At 45.7% G+C, this 19171-nt stretch carries 14 protein-coding genes; 13 read left to right on the top strand and 1 reads right to left on the bottom strand.

Going from position 1 to position 19171, the window contains the following annotated elements:
- The first annotated feature begins 60 nt into the window (after nt 1–60).
- Both BHV72_RS03375 and BHV72_RS03370 read left to right on the top strand, forming a co-directional pair.
- Nucleotides 61–1938 carry a sodium:solute symporter family protein gene (locus BHV72_RS03375; protein WP_055169678.1) on the top strand — a complete coding sequence of 626 codons (1878 nt, stop codon included), beginning with the start codon at nt 61–63 and terminating at the stop codon, nt 1936–1938.
- A gap of 44 nt (nt 1939–1982) precedes the next feature.
- Nucleotides 1983–4448, top strand: a complete 2466-nt coding sequence (locus BHV72_RS03370; protein WP_286854546.1) for an outer membrane protein assembly factor BamB family protein — start codon at nt 1983–1985, stop codon at nt 4446–4448.
- 2 nt (nt 4449–4450) lie between these two features.
- Here the strand turns inward: BHV72_RS03370 and BHV72_RS03365 are convergent, their stop codons facing one another.
- Complete coding sequence (locus BHV72_RS03365) at nt 4451–5080, bottom strand: ORF6N domain-containing protein (protein ID WP_122264501.1); 630 nt, start codon at nt 5078–5080, stop codon at nt 4451–4453.
- Between the two features lie 172 nt (nt 5081–5252).
- Here BHV72_RS03365 and BHV72_RS03360 point away from each other — a divergent pair, with 172 nt between their 5' ends.
- The 11 genes from BHV72_RS03360 to BHV72_RS03310 form a co-directional block, all read left to right on the top strand.
- Nucleotides 5253–6389 carry a hypothetical protein gene (locus BHV72_RS03360; RefSeq protein WP_005676678.1) on the top strand — a complete coding sequence of 379 codons (1137 nt, stop codon included), beginning with the start codon at nt 5253–5255 and terminating at the stop codon, nt 6387–6389.
- Nucleotides 6390–6399: 10 nt separating this feature from the next.
- Nucleotides 6400–8277, top strand: coding sequence for a DNA topoisomerase IV subunit B (locus tag BHV72_RS03355; RefSeq protein WP_005676679.1), 1878 nt, complete (start codon nt 6400–6402; stop codon nt 8275–8277).
- Nucleotides 8274–8729, top strand: coding sequence for a pantetheine-phosphate adenylyltransferase (gene coaD / locus BHV72_RS03350; RefSeq protein ID WP_005676681.1), 456 nt, complete (start codon nt 8274–8276; stop codon nt 8727–8729). Before BHV72_RS03355 ends, coaD begins: the two co-directional genes overlap by 4 nt.
- A 28-nt stretch (nt 8730–8757) precedes the next feature.
- On the top strand, nt 8758–10347 hold the full coding sequence (locus BHV72_RS03345) for a S41 family peptidase (protein WP_005682074.1): 1590 nt from the start codon (nt 8758–8760) through the stop codon (nt 10345–10347).
- Nucleotides 10348–10906: 559 nt separating this feature from the next.
- Entirely contained in the window at nt 10907–11530 is a 624-nt protein-coding gene (locus tag BHV72_RS03340; RefSeq protein ID WP_055255775.1) for an HU family DNA-binding protein, read from the top strand.
- A gap of 136 nt (nt 11531–11666) precedes the next feature.
- Nucleotides 11667–13256 carry a sulfatase family protein gene (locus BHV72_RS03335; protein ID WP_122134089.1) on the top strand — a complete coding sequence of 530 codons (1590 nt, stop codon included), beginning with the start codon at nt 11667–11669 and terminating at the stop codon, nt 13254–13256.
- 139 nt (nt 13257–13395) lie between these two features.
- Complete coding sequence (locus tag BHV72_RS03330) at nt 13396–14268, top strand: helix-turn-helix transcriptional regulator (protein WP_022042538.1); 873 nt, start codon at nt 13396–13398, stop codon at nt 14266–14268.
- Between the two features lie 66 nt (nt 14269–14334).
- Entirely contained in the window at nt 14335–15039 is a 705-nt protein-coding gene (locus tag BHV72_RS03325) for a succinate dehydrogenase/fumarate reductase cytochrome b subunit (RefSeq protein WP_005676688.1), read from the top strand.
- A gap of 14 nt (nt 15040–15053) precedes the next feature.
- Complete coding sequence (locus tag BHV72_RS03320) at nt 15054–17033, top strand: fumarate reductase/succinate dehydrogenase flavoprotein subunit (RefSeq protein WP_005676689.1); 1980 nt, start codon at nt 15054–15056, stop codon at nt 17031–17033.
- A gap of 36 nt (nt 17034–17069) precedes the next feature.
- Complete coding sequence (locus BHV72_RS03315) at nt 17070–17825, top strand: succinate dehydrogenase/fumarate reductase iron-sulfur subunit (RefSeq protein ID WP_005676690.1); 756 nt, start codon at nt 17070–17072, stop codon at nt 17823–17825.
- Nucleotides 17826–17930: 105 nt separating this feature from the next.
- A partial coding sequence (locus BHV72_RS03310) for a thioredoxin family protein (RefSeq protein WP_286854530.1) occupies nt 17931–19171 on the top strand: 1241 nt, incomplete at its 3' end.

Here is a 19171-nt window from a genome sequence, read left to right as displayed (position 1 = left end):
CTTTCCCCCTACCTTTGCAGCAAAGAAGATACAATATATAAATCGATTCAAAATAATAATATGAAATTACACACTACCGACCTTCTTATCATATGCGCCTATCTTATCGCTATGATTGTCATCGGTCTCATTCTTAAAAAACGGGCAGCCCAGAATATGGACTCCTACTTCTTAGGTGGAAAATCATTGCCTTTCTATATGTTGGGATTATCCAACGCCTCCGGAATGTTCGATATTACGGGCACAATGCTTATGGTATACTGGGCATTCGCTTATGGTTTCAAAAGTCTTTGGATTCCCTGGTTATGGCCGGTGTTCAACCAGATATTCCTAATGGTTTACTTATCCGTGTGGCTGCGCCGTTCGAACGTTCTCACCGGTGCCGAATGGATTAAAACCCGTTTCGGAAAAGGGAAAGGTTCTACTCTTTCACATACGATTGTTATCGTATTCGCATTACTTAGCGTACTCGGTTTTTTAAGTTATGGGTTCATAGGTATTGGTAAATTTATGGAGATATTCATCCCTTGGGAAGTAGTATCTCCATTTATTCCTTTCAATGTTCCTGCAGAATATGTTCCTCATGTATATGGTATTTTCTTTACTACCATCGCCACATTCTATGTGATGCTCGGCGGAATGCTGAGTATCGTATGGACAGATGTCGTTCAGTTTCTGATAATGACCGTGGCAGGCATCGTTATTGTCGTCATTGGTATGCAGATGGTGGCACCGGACATGATTCACTCATTTGTTCCTGCCGGCTGGGATTCGCCCTTCTTCGGCTGGACACTTGATATCGACTGGAGCAGCCGGATGAATCTCCTTACCGAGCGAATGGCCAACGAGCCTTACAGTCTGATAAGCATATTTGTTATGATGGCGTTGCTGAAAGGAATCTTTATGAGCATGGCAGGTCCCGCTCCTAACTATGATATGCAGAAGATTCTGTCCTGCAAGTCTCCGAAAGAAGCGGCAATGATGAGTGGTTCTGTATCTGTGGTGTTATTAATCCCCCGCTACCTGATGATTATGGGATTCGCATTGCTGGCTATTTACTTCTTCAAGGAAGACGGCGGAATGACACAAATGGAAGTTACACGAACGGACTTTGAGACGATTCTTCCTCACTTGATTACCCGTTATGTACCTTCCGGATTAGCCGGTCTGTTATTGGCGGGACTACTGGCAGCGTTCATGTCTACTTTCGCTTCAACGGTGAATGCGGCTCCTGCATATATCGTGAATGACATTTATCTGAAATACATCAATCCGAAAGCGAGTGTAAAAACGCAGATACGCAGCAGTTATGTGATTTCTGTTGCAGTGGTAGTGGTCAGCACCGTTATCGGATTCTTTCTGAAAGATATTAATGAAATCTTCCAATGGATTGTAGGCGCACTCTTTGGTGGATACATCGCAGCCAACGTACTCAAATGGCATTGGTGGCGTTTCAACGGTGAAGGCTATTTCTGGGGAATGACTGCCGGAGTAATAGCGGCAATCGTCATGAAATTCACTGTTCCCGACGCATGGGTATTGTATTTCTTCCCCGTTCTGTTCGGGGTTTCCCTGATAGGATGTATCGCCGGAACGTATAGCGCACCTCCGACTGACGAAGAGACACTGATCAACTTCTACACCCGTGTCCGCCCATGGGGCTGGTGGAAACCGGTAGAAGAAAAAGCATTGGCGCGTTATCCTCATATCCAGCCGAACAAGAACTTCAAAAGGGATGCTTTCAACGTAGCAATCGGTATCATCTGGCAATGTGCGCTTACTATCATTCCGATGTATCTCGTTGTCCGTGAGCAACTGGGGCTCTGGAGCTCTATCACTTTGCTTTTAGTCACCACACTCATACTAAGGAAGACTTGGTACAAACCTTTGTGCAAAGAAGAAGCACGTTACAATGAAGAAATGAAACAAGTGAAATAAAAAGAAATAATTAGCTTAACACACTAAAAACCGGAGGACTGACCATGAAAAGATTATCTGTTATCCTAGTATCATTTTTACTATATCTGCCACTAAGCGCTCAATTTAAAGGAACAGTCTATGTCGACACCGACCAATCAGGACTATTTAATAAAGGTGATAAACCGCTGGCGGGAGTTATGGTAACAGACGGCTTGAACGTAGTAAAAACAGATAAGAAAGGTCGGTTCTCTTTACCCGGATTCGATAAAACAAGATTTATCAGCATTACAACTCCCGCCGGATTTGAAACGGAGCAATTCTATCTTTCCACCAAAGAGAATAGAAAAAGCTACGACTTTATCTTAACTGAAAGTGAACGGACAAAAGCCAGGGAACATTCTTTCGTTCAAATCACCGATACCGAAGTGACCGGTGGAATGGGACGTTGGGTAACTGACCTTCAGCAATATGTAAAGAATGAAAAGCCCGCTTTCCTGATTCATACCGGAGACATCTGTTACGAACCGGGGCTGACAATGCATAACCAAATAGTGAACGCACAGACAATGGATTGCCCCGTTTACTACTGCATCGGCAATCACGACTTAGTGAAAGGTAGCTATGGCGAAGAGCTTTATGAATCTCTCTATGGTCCGACGTGGTACTCATTTGATATGGGTAACGTTCATTATGTAGTCACCCCAATCGACCACGGAGACCACCCGACTAATTATACTCAAAAAGATGTATACAACTGGCTGAAGAATGACCTTGCCATGATGAAGAAAGAACAGGCATTGATCCTCTTCAACCATGACCTGTTTACCGCAAGTGACACATTCGTATTCAAAGCCGATAAAGAGCATACACTTGACCTACGTGCTTTCAATACAAAAGCCCAAATCTACGGACACATGCACTACAACTATGTCCGCAATCAAAATGGAATCTATACAATCTGTACCGGTACATTGGATAAAGGCGGTATCGATCATTCTCCTTCTTCTTTCAGAGAAATAAAAGTAGACGGCAATGACAATATCACAACGCAACTACGGTATACCTTCATCAAGCCGCAGATTGCCATAGTCTCCCCGATGAACAATCAAATTTCCGCAGCTACCGGAGACCGGCTTCCTGTTTCTGTCAATACCTATCATGCACAGGCTAAAACATCACACGTCTCCTACATCCTAAGCGATATAGAGAATAATCAGGAGATAGCCAAAGGCAACCTTATCTCCCTCACCGACTGGAACTGGAGCAGAGACATTCAAATGCCTGCGAATGAAAACGGAAGAAAGCTACAACTCACAGTAACTTCATTCTTTAATGACGGCAAGAAAGCAACCGCCACCAGCCGATTCACTTATCAAAAAGACTTCAAGCCGGCTACAATCCCGGGCGAGGACTGGAATACCCTGCTTCAAAATGCCGCACACTCCGGAGGAATCAATAATTCTCAAATCAAGCTCCCCCTGCAACTGCAATGGACAGCCAACACAGGCAGCAACATCTTCATGGCTTCCCCTATTATCGCCGGACAGAAAGTATTTATCGCTACCACCGATGACAATATACCACTGAACACATTTGTCTGTGCATTCGATTTCAATTCCGGCAAACTGTTATGGAAATTCCGCACGGCAAACTCGGTGAAGAACACAATCGCCTATGAAAACGGAATTGTAATAGCACAGGACGCTGCCTGCAATCTGTACGCTTTGGATGCAGAATCCGGAAAATTACTCTGGAAACAATATATCAAACTGAACAGCTATCCTTACTTAACGGAAGGAATAACAATAGATAAAGGAGTAGTCTACGCCGGAATTGGTGCCGGACTATCCGCCTATGACTTAAAGACAGGACAAACAATATGGATTAACAAGGACTGGAGACAACGGGAAGGTGCTACTACAACGCTAACTGTTGCCGGAAATGTATTAGTCAGCGGAACTCAATGGGGAGGATTATACGGTAACGACATTCACACCGGAAAACAACTCTGGAAACTCTCCGATAACGGACTTCGTAACCGGGGAGCCTCTCCGGTCTATAAAGACGGGAAATTATGGATCATCTCCTCCAAAAGCTTCTTCGTCATAGAACCGCAAACCGGAAAAGTACTCCAACAGAAAGAGTTGTCAGCCAACCTGGACGTAACATCCACGCCACTTATTACCGAACAGGAAATTATCTTCGGCACTGCCGACCGCGGAGTTTTCGCACTGGACAAAGCTACGCTTTTCAATAAATGGAGAGCAGAGACTTTGCCTTCGCTGGTATACACAGCTCCTTATTCTACCACTCCGCAAGCCGGAGTAGAAACAAGCCCAGTGGCATCACAAGGAGTTATTTACATCGGAGCTTCCGATGGTTATCTATATGCTATCGACCGGACAACGGGAATTATAAAAGACAAATATAATCTCGGAGCACCGATATTCTCAACCGTAGCCGTATCAGGAAACCGGATGATTGTCTGTGACTTTGCAGGAAATGTTTATTGCTTTATATCAAAATAAACTTATTCCTCATTATCGTAATGTATAAACCCAATCGGTCGTCGATGCTTTGATTTCAGAGATTCCGCTTTTTCTTTATCGGCCAATTCTGATAAAGCCAGATAAATACTATCCAATTCCTTCCGGGTATCTTCACTGAGGTCGTTTATGGCTTCCAAAGTCTCCTCGCCGATTTGGTTAATCATTGCGAATGCTTTACTTCCTTGACTTTCCAGTTCTTGTATGCGCTGTCTCAGTTCGTCTATTTCTTGATTCTTGGTATCACTGGCCAAGACATATTGACGAATACTGACAAAGGCACGCATAATATTAATATTGACCTTAATAGCAACTGTTGAATGCAGAACGCTTGAAAGCATGGCTACCCCCTGTTCCGTAAACGCAAATGGAGTGTAAGCACTAAAATTATATTGGGGTATCCCAATTTGGGATACCCTACTGGACAACAAGCAGTTAGCCTCTTCATTTGTCAATTCAAACATGAAATCATCTGGAAAACGTTCCATATTACGCCTCACAGCACGCTTCAATAACCGTGTTTCTGTTCCATAGAGTTCCGCCAAATCAAAATCAAGCATTACCTTCTGTCCCCGAATCTCATATATCTTATTCTGAATAATTTGTAGTTCCATGATATGTGTTATAGTATTTCGAACAAAGGTAGCCCTAAATTCAGTTTAAACAACTACTAATTGCTTTTTATTTTCCAAAACCGACCTGCCTCTCACACAGTTTTTGCCACCCTCTGCGTTGTACTTTGAAGATTATCACGTATCTTTGCTTCCTCAATCATAAATACGAGATATGGCTATTACAATCAAGAAAGTCTCTACAAAGAGAGAACTTAAGAAATTTATCCGTTTCAATTACAGAATGTACAAGGGCAATCCGTACTCCGTCCCCGACCTTTACGACGATATGCTCAATACATTTAACAAGCGTAAGAATGCAGCATTCGAATTCTGTGAAGCAGATTATTTTCTGGCATACCAGGATGACAAGATCGTAGGACGTGTAGCCGCTATTATCAACAACCGTGCCAACGAGAAATGGGGTTGCAAGAACGTCCGTTTCGGGTGGATAGACTTCATTGACGACCCTGAAGTATCCTCCGCTCTCATCAAAACAGTAGAAGACTGGGGAAAGGAACGGGGCATGACTCACATTGCCGGACCTCTCGGATTCACCGATTTCGATGCGGAAGGTATGCTGATTGAAGGTTTCGACCAACTCAGCACCATGGCCACTATCTACAACCACCCCTACTATCCCGTACACATGGAGAAACTCGGCTTCGAGAAAGACGCCGACTGGGTGGAATACAAAATCTATATCCCGGACGCCATTCCCGACAAGCACAAGCGTATCTCCGAACTGATTCAACGAAAATACAACCTCAAGATAAAGAAATATACCTCCGGAAAAAAAATAGCCAAAGACTACGGACAGGAAATATTCGAACTGATGAACGAAGCGTACAGCCCGCTCTACGGCTACTCTCCGTTGACGCAGCGACAAATCAACCAGTACGTAAAGATGTACCTCCCGATACTCGACCTGCGAATGGTGACTCTTATCACCGATGCCGATGACAAACTGGTTTGCGTAGGTATCTCCATGCCGTCGCTTGCCGAAGCGCTGCAAAAGTCACACGGACGTCTGCTGCCGCTCGGATGGTTCTATCTGTTGAAAGCATTATTCATGAAACGACGTGCGAAAATGCTTGATTTACTACTTGTTGCCGTGAAACCGGAATACCAGAATAAAGGTGTTAACGCTTTGTTATTTTCCGATTTAATTCCGGTTTATCAAAAATTAGGTTTTATCTTTGCGGAAAGCAACCCCGAACTGGAACTGAACGGAAAGGTTCAGGCACAATGGGATTACTTTGAGACTCAACAACATAAGCGCCGCCGTGCGTTCATCAAAGAGATAAAATAAAAAAACAGCTATGGAAGAGAACGAATTGATACCTGTAGACAACAACAATGCAGTAGAGTACACTGACGACAACATCCGCCACCTGAGCGACATGGAACATGTGCGCACACGCCCCGGTATGTATATCGGTAGGCTGGGCGACGGTGCACATGCCGAAGACGGAATCTATGTCCTCCTGAAAGAAGTGATTGACAACAGTATTGACGAGTTCAAGATGCAAGCCGGTAAGAAAATCGAGATTACCGTTGAAGAAAACCTTCGTGTCAGTGTGCGTGACTACGGACGAGGCATTCCGCAAGGAAAGCTGATTGAAGCCGTCAGTATGCTGAATACGGGTGGTAAGTACGACAGTAAGGCATTTAAGAAAAGCGTCGGGTTGAACGGTGTCGGTGTGAAAGCCGTCAACGCACTGAGCTCCCGTTTCGAGGTACGCAGTTACCGCGACGGGAAAGTCCGCATCGCCACTTTCTCCAAAGGTACCCTGCTGACTGATGAAACGCAGACCACCGAAGAAGACAACGGAACTTATATCTTCTTCGAACCGGACAATACATTATTCCTGAATTATTGTTTCAAGCCCGAATTTATCGAGACCATGCTACGTAACTATACGTACCTCAACACAGGGCTTGCCATTATCTATAACGGTCACCGCATCCTGTCACGTAACGGTCTTGTAGACCTGCTGAATGACAACATGACGGCAACCGGCCTCTACCCTATCATCCACCTGAAAGGAGAAGACATCGAAATAGCCTTCACCCACACCGGACAATACGGAGAAGAATATTACTCCTTCGTCAACGGTCAGCACACCACCCAGGGAGGTACTCACCAGAGTGCTTTCAAGGAACATATCGCCCGTACTATCAAAGAGTTCTTCAACAAGAACATGGATTATACGGACATCCGCAACGGACTCGTTGCCGCCATTGCCGTCAACGTGGAGGAACCGATCTTCGAGAGCCAGACCAAGACAAAGCTGGGTTCTACCAACATGGCGCCCGGCGGCATGACCGTCAATAAATACGTAGGCGACTTCATCAAACTGGAAGTGGACAACTTCCTCCACAAGAATGCGGACGTAGCCGAAGCCATCCAGCAAAAGATACAGGAATCGGAAAAGGAACGCAAAGCCATTGCAGGCGTAACGAAACTGGCCCGCGAACGTGCCAAGAAAGCTAACCTGCATAACCGCAAACTGCGTGACTGCCGTATCCACCTCAACGACCCGAAAGGAAAAGGGCTGGAAGAAGATTCCTGCATCTTCATCACCGAGGGAGACTCTGCAAGCGGTTCCATCACCAAGAGCCGTGATGTTAACACACAAGCGGTATTCAGCCTCCGTGGTAAACCGTTGAATTCTTTCGGGCTGACAAAGAAAGTGGTGTACGAGAACGAAGAATTCAACCTGCTCCAGGCAGCCCTGAATATAGAAGACGGAATCGAAGGACTGCGTTACAACAAAGTGATTGTAGCAACCGATGCCGATGTGGACGGTATGCACATCCGCCTGTTGCTGATTACCTTCTTCCTGCAATTCTTCCCCGACCTTATCAAGAAGGGACACGTATACATCTTGCAGACTCCTCTGTTCCGTGTACGCAACAAGAAAAAGACGCTCTATTGTTACAGCGAGGAGGAACGCGTCAATGCTATCAATGAACTAAGCCCGAATCCGGAAATCACCCGATTCAAAGGATTGGGAGAGATCTCACCGGACGAGTTCAAGCACTTTATCGGCAAAGATATGCGCCTGGAACAAGTGACATTGCGTAAAACGGACGCAGTAAAAGAACTACTGGAATTCTACATGGGCAAAAACACCATGGAACGACAGAACTTTATTATAGACAACTTGGTTATTGAAGAAGACTTGGCATCATGAGAAAAGCAATATTCCCGGGTACATTCGACCCTTTCACCATCGGACATTATTCGGTAGTGGAACGTGCACTCACCTTTATGGACGAAATCGTGATAGGAATCGGTATCAACGAAAACAAGAATACGTATTTCCCTATCGACAAAAGAGAGGAAATGATTCGGGAACTCTACAAAGACGACCCTCGTATCCGGGTAATGTCATACGATTGTCTGACAATTGACTTCGCACAGGAAGTAGGAGCAAAGTTTATTGTCCGCGGTATCCGCACCGTAAAAGACTTCGAATACGAAGAAACGATTGCAGACATCAACCGCAAACTGGCTGGTATCGAAACCATTCTGCTTTTCACGGAGCCGGAACTGACTTGTGTCAGCTCTACTATTGTACGCGAGCTATTGACCTTTAATAAAGACATCAGCCAGTTTATTCCGAAAGGGATGAAGATCAGTTGAGAAGAATAGAACCTAAAATAACAAGATTATGAATAAGATTACAATATACGTTCTCCTGGCTTGCCTATGGACAGTATCAGCCGTACAAGCCCAGAGTTTCGGCTCGCCCGCCATGCGCAAGCTGCAAATGGCAGAGTTTGCAATCTCCAACTTTTATGTAGATAAAGTAGACGAAGACAAGCTGGTAGAAGAAGCTATCATTAAAATGCTGGCCCAACTCGACCCGCACTCCACCTACTCGGACGCCGAAGAAGTGAAGAAGATGAACGAACCGCTTCAAGGTAATTTCGAAGGCATCGGCGTACAATTCCAGATGATTGAAGATACGCTGTTGGTGGTGCAACCTGTCAGCAACGGTCCTTCCGAGAAAATAGGAATCCTTGCAGGCGACCGTATCATCGCCGTCAACGACAGCGCCATTGCAGGTGTAAAGATGAGTACGGAAGAAATCATGAAGCGTCTTCGCGGTCCGAAAGGCTCGAAAGTAAATCTGAAAATTGTCCGTCGCGGCGTCCAAGACCCGTTGGTGTTCACCGTAAAAAGAGACAAGATACCTATCCTCAGCCTTGACGCGTCCTATATGATTCAGCCGAAGACAGGCTATATCCGCATCAACCGCTTCGGGGCAACGACTGCCGAAGAATTCAAGAAAGCAATGAAAGAACTTCAGAAGCAAGGAATGAAGGATATGATTCTCGACTTGCAAGGCAACGGAGGAGGCTACCTCAATGCAGCTATCGACCTTGCCAACGAATTTTTGGGTCAAAAGGAATTAATCGTCTACACCGAAGGACGGACTGCCAAACGCAGTGACTTCTACGCCAAAGGTAACGGCGAGTTCCGTAACGGCCGCCTCATCGTATTGGTAGACGAATATACAGCTTCCGCCAGTGAGATTGTCAGCGGCGCAGTGCAGGATTGGGACAGAGGTATCATCGTAGGCCGCCGTTCTTTTGGCAAAGGACTGGTTCAACGCCCGATCGACTTGCCCGACGGCTCAATGATCCGCCTGACGATCGCCCGTTATTATACTCCCGCCGGCCGCTGCATCCAAAAGCCTTACGACAGCTCGACAGATTACAATAAAGACCTGATAGAGCGCTTCAACCACGGTGAACTGATGAATGCCGACAGCATTCACTTCCCCGACTCATTGAAAGTACAGACCAAGAAACTCGGTCGTACCGTTTACGGCGGAGGCGGTATCATGCCGGATTATTTCGTGCCGATTGACACCACTCTTTACACGGATTATCACCGCAACCTGGTAGCCAAAGGCGCCGTTATCAAATTCACCATGAAGTTTATCGAAGGACACCGAAAGGAACTGGCCAACAAGTACAAGAAGTTCGAATCGTTTAATGAGAAGTTCATCATAGACGATGATATGCTGGCAACCTTGCGTGAAATGGGTGAGAAAGAAGGCGTGAAGTTCAATGAAGAGCAGTATCAGAAATCGCTCCCGCTCATCAAGACGCAACTCAAAGCCTTGATCGCCCGCGACCTTTGGGATATGAACGAATATTTCCGGGTGATGAATACGACGAACGAAAGTGTACAGAAGGCGTTGGAGATTCTCAATTCGGAGGAATATCAGAAGAAACTGAGAGCAAATTAATCCTTATCTCTCCCGATAGAAAACACACATTTCTCTTTCACCTATCACCGTCGGTAATCAAACGCTTTATTCATCGAGGTTTCCGGCGGTGATAGGTTGTTTCTTAACCTATCACCACATCTATCACCTATCACCGCCGGATTACGCTTCGCAATATAGTTCGGACCCTTTCCAAGCATACACAGTCATCATGACAAGGTGAACAAGTTCCTTAAACAAGCAGGAATACTTTGCTTTTCTCCCTTATATAGTTTATCTTTGCTACCGATATAGTCTACTCACCACAGCCGTGACGAATTCCTGCCACGGCCATGACGAGAAGCTACCACAGCCGTGGCAAGTAGTTACCACGGCTGTGACAAACGAACGATCAAGGCACCGGAACACAACTATCCTTATGCCTTAATCAAAGAATAAAGGCAGGACAACTTATATAAAGCCGCTTGATAACAAACAAACAACAGCTATATAACACAATCCCCTCTAAGTCCCAAAGATTATTAACCCGGTTTGCAACGACAAAATACGATGTCCTTACAAATAAAATAAATAGAAAATAATGGCAATACAATTTGAATTGTACAAAACTCCCCGTCCCAAGGACGAGGCAGACAAAGAGACATACCACGCACGTGTGGTCAACTTCCAGCATATCGACACGGATTATCTGGCCAGACAAATCCAAACGGCAACTTCACTGACCGAGGGAGACGTAAAATCTGTCCTCGAATCTCTAAGCCACTTTATGGGGGAGCGGCTCCGGGAAGGGGAAAGCGTCCATTTGGATGGTATCGGTTACTTTCAGATAAAGCTGAACAGTCAGGAACCAATCACTTCGCCCAAACTAAAGGCAAACCAAATCAAACTCAAAGCCAACATCAGTTTCAAGGCGGATATCAAACTTAAAAAGTCGGTAAGCGTCGTACATCTGGAACGAAGCAAACTGAAACGGCATTCAGCCTCCCGCTCGAACGAAGAGGTTGACAAGCTCCTGACAAATTACTTCAGCAACAACTCGATATTGACGCGCCCCGACTTTCAAGGGCTGTGCAACTTTACCGCTACCACTGCCGCCCGGCACATCAGGCGGCTGAAAGAGGAAAAGAAATTGCAGAATATCAATACGTATTATAATCCGATCTATGCGCCGATGCCGGGGTATTATGGCAGGGCGAAGCTATGAGAAATACGATCAGAATAGTAAAAAGAACTTGCCTAAAGACAGAAAGTAGTAAAATATTCTCTATCTTTAGGCGTACAATAAAAAAATAGATGTAAGCACAAACTTATATTTGAAGAAATGCAACACCTATATATCTATGAATAAACTAATACTAACCGGCCTGCTGGCAGCCGGAGCAATGACACACATTCAAGGTGCTCAATTTGCCGGACAAGAAAACCAACAACAAGACCCGAAGGATAAAAGCCGGCGGCCCAATATCCTTTTTATCCTGAGCGATGACCATACCTCACAGGCATGGGGAATCTATGGCGGAGTTCTGGCAGATTATGCTTATAACAGCAATATCCGCCGGCTGGCAAACGAAGGTGTAGTGCTCGACAACTGCTTCTGCACCAACTCTATCTCCGCCCCCAGCCGCGCCAGTATCCTCACCGGACTTTACAGTCACCGGAACGGGCTTTATACGTTAGCCGATTCGTTGGATACTTCAATTCCCACACTGGCAACCGTCCTGCAAGCCAACGGCTACAATACCGGACTTGTCGGTAAATGGCATATCAAATCGCAACCGCAAGGGTTCGACTATTATTCCATTTTCTACGACCAGGGAGAATACCGCGACCCTACTTTCATCGAAAGCAGCGACCCATGGCCGGGCAACCGTCCGTTCGGCGAGCGCGTGCCCGGTTTCTCCACCGACCTCGTCGCAGAAAAAGCGATCAACTGGATCAAGCAGCAGGACAGCAACCAGCCTTTCCTGATGTGCTGCCATTTCAAAGCCACCCACGAGCCATACGACTACCCGACACGCATGGAACACCTTTATGACGGAGTCACCTTCCCCGAACCGGAGAACTTCCTCGACTGGGGACCGGAAACGAACGGGCGTTCTTTCAAAGGGCAAACGCTCGAAGAACTGGGACATCGCTGGCGAGTTGCTTCCAAAGACCCGGACAAGTGGTGGTGCCGCTATCCCGGACTACCTTTCAACACCGACGGAATGCAACGGACCACCGCCCGGCGTGCAATTTATCAAAAACTGATCCGCGACTATCTGCGTTGCGGAGCCACCATAGACGACAACATCGGCAAACTCCTCAAAACACTGGACGAAATGGGTATTGCCGACAACACCATCGTTGTTTATGTCTCCGACCAAGGTTACTTCCTCGGCGAACACGGCTTCTTCGACAAACGAATGTTTTATGAAGAAGCCGCCCGTATGCCCTTCGTCATTCGTTATCCGAAAAAAATCCCCGCCGGGAAACGCCTGAAAGACCTGATACTCAACATCGACTTTGCACCGACACTGGCCGAATTTGCCGGAGTGAAAATGGAGAATGTACAAGGACACAGCTTCACCGGCAACCTCGAAGGAAAAACTCCGGCAGACTGGCGGAAAGAAATCTATTACCGTTACTGGACGAATCACGCTATCCGCCCGGCACATTTCGCTATCCGTTCCGAGCGCTACAAACTCATATTCTATTACGCAAAGAATCTGGACATGACCGATACGGAAAACTTTGATTTCACTCCTGCATGGGATTTCTATGATTTAGAAGAAGACCCGCACGAGAATCATAATTTGTATAACGATCCGAAATACGCTCCTATCATCAGACAGATGAAAAAAGATTTATTGAATCTTCGCAAGGAAGTAGGTGACACCGACGAGAAATATCCGGAGATGCAGGAATTACTGGAGAAGTACTATAAATAAGATTTCACTACGGAGGACACAGAGTTTTTATAACGGTGCTGTCAACTTTCTGCTCAAACATAAATGAAAGAAAAAGTTCCGTTTTCCGCAAAAAAACTTATCTTTGTTCCCGGAAGATAATAATTCACGCATAAAACTCATGCCAAAAGATTCATTTTGCATACAATACACCAACTGCACAGGATGTCCCAATGTCAACGAGAACATCCTTGTGTATAGAAACCTACCCAAAGGAGCGCATATCCCGAAGGATAAGTGCACGCAAAACTGTATGCTTTTCATGATAAAAGGCGAATTACTTATCAACAGTGAAGAATATCCCGGAAATATCCTGCGCGAAAAGCAATTTATCCTGCAAGCTATCGGCTCGAAAATAGAGTTGCTTGCCCTCACGGACGTTGAATACATCGTCTACTGGTTTAATGAGTTACCCCTGCTTTGCGAAGAACGTTACCGTGAAATAACGGAACAGGCAGAAGCACCGCTGACCTACACTCCGCTGATCATGAGTGAAAGGCTTCATCATCTCATCACCAGTATGCCCGAATTTCTCGGTGAAGAATCACCTTGCAGCAAGTTCATCGAACTGAAATGCAAAGAGTTGGCTTTCCTCATCACCAATTATTATCCGACGCCTCAATTAAGTTCATTCTTCTATCCGATCAGTACGTACACAAAAAGTTTCCATTATTTTGTAATGCAAAACTACAACACGGTGAAGAACGTAGAAGAATTTGCGCATTTGGGAGGTTATACCACCACTACTTTCCGCCGGCTTTTTAAAAACCTCTACGGCATACCTGTATACGAATGGATACTGGAGAAAAAGCGGGAAGGCATTCTGGAAGATCTCCAGCGTACCAATATGCGAATTACAGAGATTTGTAACCGCTACGGTTTCGACTCTCTATCCCACTTCGCACACTTTTGCAAAGACTCTTTCGGCGACACTCCCCGAGCGCTGCGAAAGAAGGCGGCCAACGGTGAAAAAATCGGAAAGGTTGCCGATTAAGGAATAATTTCTTTAATTCCTTGCTCAATCAATCTATTTCCCCTATTTTTGCAGTCCGTAAGATTTATGTGGTTAAGTAATTCATCTGTAGGAAGGAAAGTGGTGATGAGCGTTACCGGTATCGCCCTTGTCCTGTTTCTAACATTTCACATGGCGATGAACCTGGTTGCAATCATCTCGGCTGATGGTTACAACATGGTTTGTGAGTTCCTGGGAGCAAACTGGTATGCGTTAGCGGCTACCGTAGGACTGGCTGCTCTTTTCGTAATTCACATCATCTATGCCTTCTGGCTGACAATGCAGAATCGCAAAGCGCGTGGTAGCGAACGCTATGCAGTGGTTGACAAGCCGAAAACCGTTGAGTGGGCTTCTCAAAACATGCTGGTGTTGGGTCTTATCGTAATCGTAGGCCTTGGCTTACACTTGTTCAACTTCTGGGCAAAAATGCAGTTGCCGGAACTGATGCACAACATGGGTATGCACGCCGACACACTGACGTTGGCTTATGCCGCAAACGGTGCTTATCACATCCAGCAGACTTTCTCTTGCCCGATTTACGTGGTTCTTTACCTCGTTTGGCTGTTTGCTCTGTGGTTCCACCTTACTCACGGTTTCTGGAGCTCTATGCAATCACTGGGGTGGAACAACAAAGTATGGATCAACCGTTGGAAATGTATTTCTAACATCTATTCAACGATTGTAGTACTCGGTTTCGCACTCGTAGTAGTGGTATTCTTCGCGAAATCACTGATTTGTGGCGGTGCTTGCTAATTGTAAATAATATTATGATCAAGATAGATTCAAAAATTCCAGAAGGCCCGGTGGCTGAGAAATGGACCAACTATAAAGCTCACCAGAAATTGGTGAATCCCGCTAATAAACGTCGTTTGGATATCATCGTTGTGGGTACGGGTCTGGCAGGTGCTTCTGCCGCTGCTTCACTCGGTGAAATGGGTTTCAGAGTATTCAACTTCTGTATTCAGGACTCTCCGCGTCGTGCACACTCTATCGCTGCACAAGGTGGTATCAACGCAGCCAAGAACTATCAGAATGACGGTGACTCGGTTTACCGCCTGTTCTATGATACAGTAAAAGGTGGTGACTACCGTGCCCGCGAAGCTAACGTATATCGTCTGGCTGAAGTATCAAACGCTATCATCGACCAATGTGTAGCTCAAGGTGTTCCTTTCGCTCGCGAATACGGCGGTACGCTGGACAACCGTTCTTTCGGTGGCGCACAGGTTTCACGTACTTTCTACGCTAAAGGTCAGACAGGCCAGCAGTTGTTGCTGGGTGCTTACTCCGCACTGAGCCGTCAGGTAAACGTAGGTACTGTAAAACTTTACACCCGCTATGAAATGCAGGACGTTGTCATCGTTGACGGACGTGCCCGCGGTATCATTGCCAAAAACCTTGTAACAGGTAAATTGGAACGTTTCGCCGCTCACGCAGTAGTTATCGCTACCGGTGGTTACGGAAACGCTTACTTCCTGTCTACAAACGCTATGGGTTGTAACTGTACGGCTGCTGTTTCTTGCTACCGCAAGGGTGCCGTATTTGCTAACCCTGCATACGTTCAGATCCACCCGACTTGTATTCCGGTACATGGTGACAAGCAGTCTAAACTGACATTGATGTCCGAATCTCTTCGTAACGACGGTCGTATCTGGGTTCCGAAGAAGAAAGAAGACGCTGTGAAACTCCAGAAGGGCGAAATCAAAGGAAGCGATATTCCTGAAGAAGACCGCGACTACTACTTGGAACGCCGCTATCCGGCATTCGGTAACCTGGTTCCGCGTGACGTTGCCAGCCGTGCCGCTAAAGAACGTTGCGACGCAGGTTTCGGTGTAAACAACACTGGTTTGGCCGTATTCCTCGATTTCTCCGAAGCTATCAACCGTTTGGGCATCGACGTTGTCCTTCAACGTTACGGCAACCTCTTCGATATGTATGAAGAAATCACCGACGTTAATCCGGGCGAACTGGCAAAAGAAATCAATGGCGTGAAATATTATAACCCGATGATGATTTATCCGGCTATCCACTATACAATGGGTGGTATCTGGGTAGACTACGAACTGCAAACCACCATCAAAGGTCTGTTCGCTATCGGTGAATGTAACTTCTCCGACCACGGTGCAAACCGCCTTGGTGCTTCTGCATTGATGCAAGGTCTGGCCGACGGTTACTTCGTATTACCTTACACTATCCAGAACTATCTGGCAGACCAGATTACTGTTCCCCGTTTCTCTACTGACCTTCCCGAATTTGCGGAAGCGGAAAAAGCTGTTCAAGCTAAGATCGACAAGTTCATGAGCATACAAGGTAATGAATCTGTTGATTCTATCCACAAGAAACTGGGTCACATCATGTGGGAATATGTAGGTATGGGACGTACGGCAGAAGGCTTGAAGAAAGGTATTGCTGCACTGAAAGAAATCCGCAAGGAATTTGAAACCAACCTGTTTATCCCCGGTTCTAAAGAAGGCATGAACGTAGAGCTTGACAAAGCAATCCGCCTGTACGACTTCATCACAATGGGTGAACTTGTTGCTTACGATGCATTGAACCGTAACGAAAGTTGTGGTGGTCACTTCCGTGAAGAATACCAGACTGAAGAAGGAGAAGCCAAACGTGATGACGAAAACTTCTTCTACGTAGCTTGCTGGGAATATCAAGGTGACGATGAAAAGGCTCCGATATTGATCAAAGAACCGCTGGTATACGAAGCTATCAAGGTTCAGACCCGTAACTACAAGAGCTAATCGGTGAAGTTAAACATTTAAAAGAATTAGAAGACAATGGATAAAAATATATCATTTACACTGAAGGTATGGCGCCAAGCTGGTCCGAAAGCTAAAGGTGCTTTTGAAACCTACCAAATGAAAGATATTCCCGGTGATACTTCCTTCCTCGAAATGCTGGATATTCTGAACGAACAGCTCATCAGCGAAAGAAAAGAACCGGTAGTATTCGATCACGACTGCCGCGAAGGTATCTGCGGTATGTGTTCTCTTTACATCAACGGACATCCGCACGGTCCTGCAACAGGTGCTACTACCTGCCAGATTTATATGCGTCGCTTCAACGACGGTGACACCATTACCGTTGAACCTTGGCGTTCGGCCGGTTTCCCTGTTATCAAGGACTTAATGGTAGACCGTACCGCTTACGACAAAATCATGCAGGCAGGTGGTTACGTGAGCGTTCGTACAGGTGCTCCGCAGGATGCCAACGCTATCCTGATACCGAAGCCTGTGGCCGATGAAGCTATGGATGCCGCTTCTTGTATCGGTTGCGGTGCTTGTGTAGCTGCATGTAAGAATGGTTCTGCAATGTTGTTCGTTTCTGCAAAGGTCAGCCAGTTGAACTTGCTCCCGCAAGGTAAACCGGAAGCTTTGCGCCGCGCAAAAGCCATGTTGTCTAAAATGGACGAACTGGGATTCGGTAACTGTACCAATACTCGCGCTTGCGAGGCGGAATGTCCGAAGAACATCTCTATCAGCAACATCGCCCGCTTGAACCGCGACTTCATCATCGCAAAACTGAAAGACTAAATTTATTGCTAAGTTTTAAGAGTCGAGGGACAATTTGATTAATGACAGAATCCCCTGCCGGCATGCCGGCAGGGGATTTATTCTTATCAACACAAAATAATTAATATGAAACAACTCTTTCTTGTCTGTATGACAACAGTATGTCTGCTATCGTTTCAAACGATACAAGGACAGCAAGTAGTTCCTGCACAGGGAGCACAAATGATCCCTGCCAAAAAAATGCAAATGACTCTTGCACAACCGGATGGCATCGCTTTCCGCGAACTCTCTTTTGCCAATGCATTGAAAATGGCTAAAGAAGAAAACAAACTACTTTTTGTAGATTGTTTTACCACTTGGTGTGGCCCTTGCCGAATGTTGTCCAAGGTAGTTTTTAAAGATTCTCTGGTTGCCGATTACTTCAACCGCCATTTTGTCAATCTGAAAATGGATATGGAAAAAGGAGAAGGGATAGATATCAAAAAAAGATATGATGTGCGAGGCTATCCCACCCTTCTTTTCCTAAATTCAAGTGGTGAAGTAGTACATCGCCTTCTTGGTGCCGACGAAGCGTCTGCACTGTTGGAAAAAGTAAAACTGGGAGTAGAGTCCGGCGGAATTTCAGGTCTTAGGAAACGCTATGAAGCGGGTGAGCGTGACTCTGCTTTTGTCTGCGGATATATCAATGTACTTTCTGCCGCCAACCGTGAAGAAGAGGCAGGAAAAGTAGCTGCTGATTTCTTACAGGGAAAAGAACAGAAAATACTGGAATATGAAGGTTATTTCTCCATATTCTACCGCTATATACATGATATCAACTCCTCGGCATTTTTATATGTGGTAAATCATAAGAAGGAGATAGCCGACAGATTTCCACAACAAGCTTCTTCGCTCAACCGTAGAATACTTGAAGACTGGATTAGCGGCTCTTATACATATCTGAAAGTGGATGAGTCGAAACATTGTACATTCGACGAACAAGGACTGAATGCTTATGTCACTCGTATGAAACAGATGAATGTAGCAGAAGCCGACATGATAGGCGAAAATCTACGGCTTAACAGAGACGGCATTATGAACCAGTGGGACTCGTTTGTAAAACGGGGAGACAAACTACTTGCTTCACACACAATTCTAGGCGATGAAGAACAATTATTGCAGTGGGTGAAATGGATGAACAAAGCATGTGCAGATATGTCATTACGCGAAAAAGCTGCTCAATGGTGCGAAAAAGCTTGTGCAGACTTAATAAAGAAAAACGAGGAAATCAAGAAAAACCTGCCTCCCGGTGCAATTCCTGCTATTTCTATGATAGATTATAAAGCACAGTTGCTACAAGTAGCAGAAAAATTGAGGAAACCAATGGA

It is taken from the genome of Bacteroides sp. 43_46 (genome assembly GCF_001915455.1).
GTDB classification, from domain to species: domain Bacteria; phylum Bacteroidota; class Bacteroidia; order Bacteroidales; family Bacteroidaceae; genus Bacteroides; species Bacteroides caccae.
The sequence above is the reverse complement of the archived record's forward strand: the minus strand, read 5'-3'. Positions and strand labels throughout refer to the sequence as shown.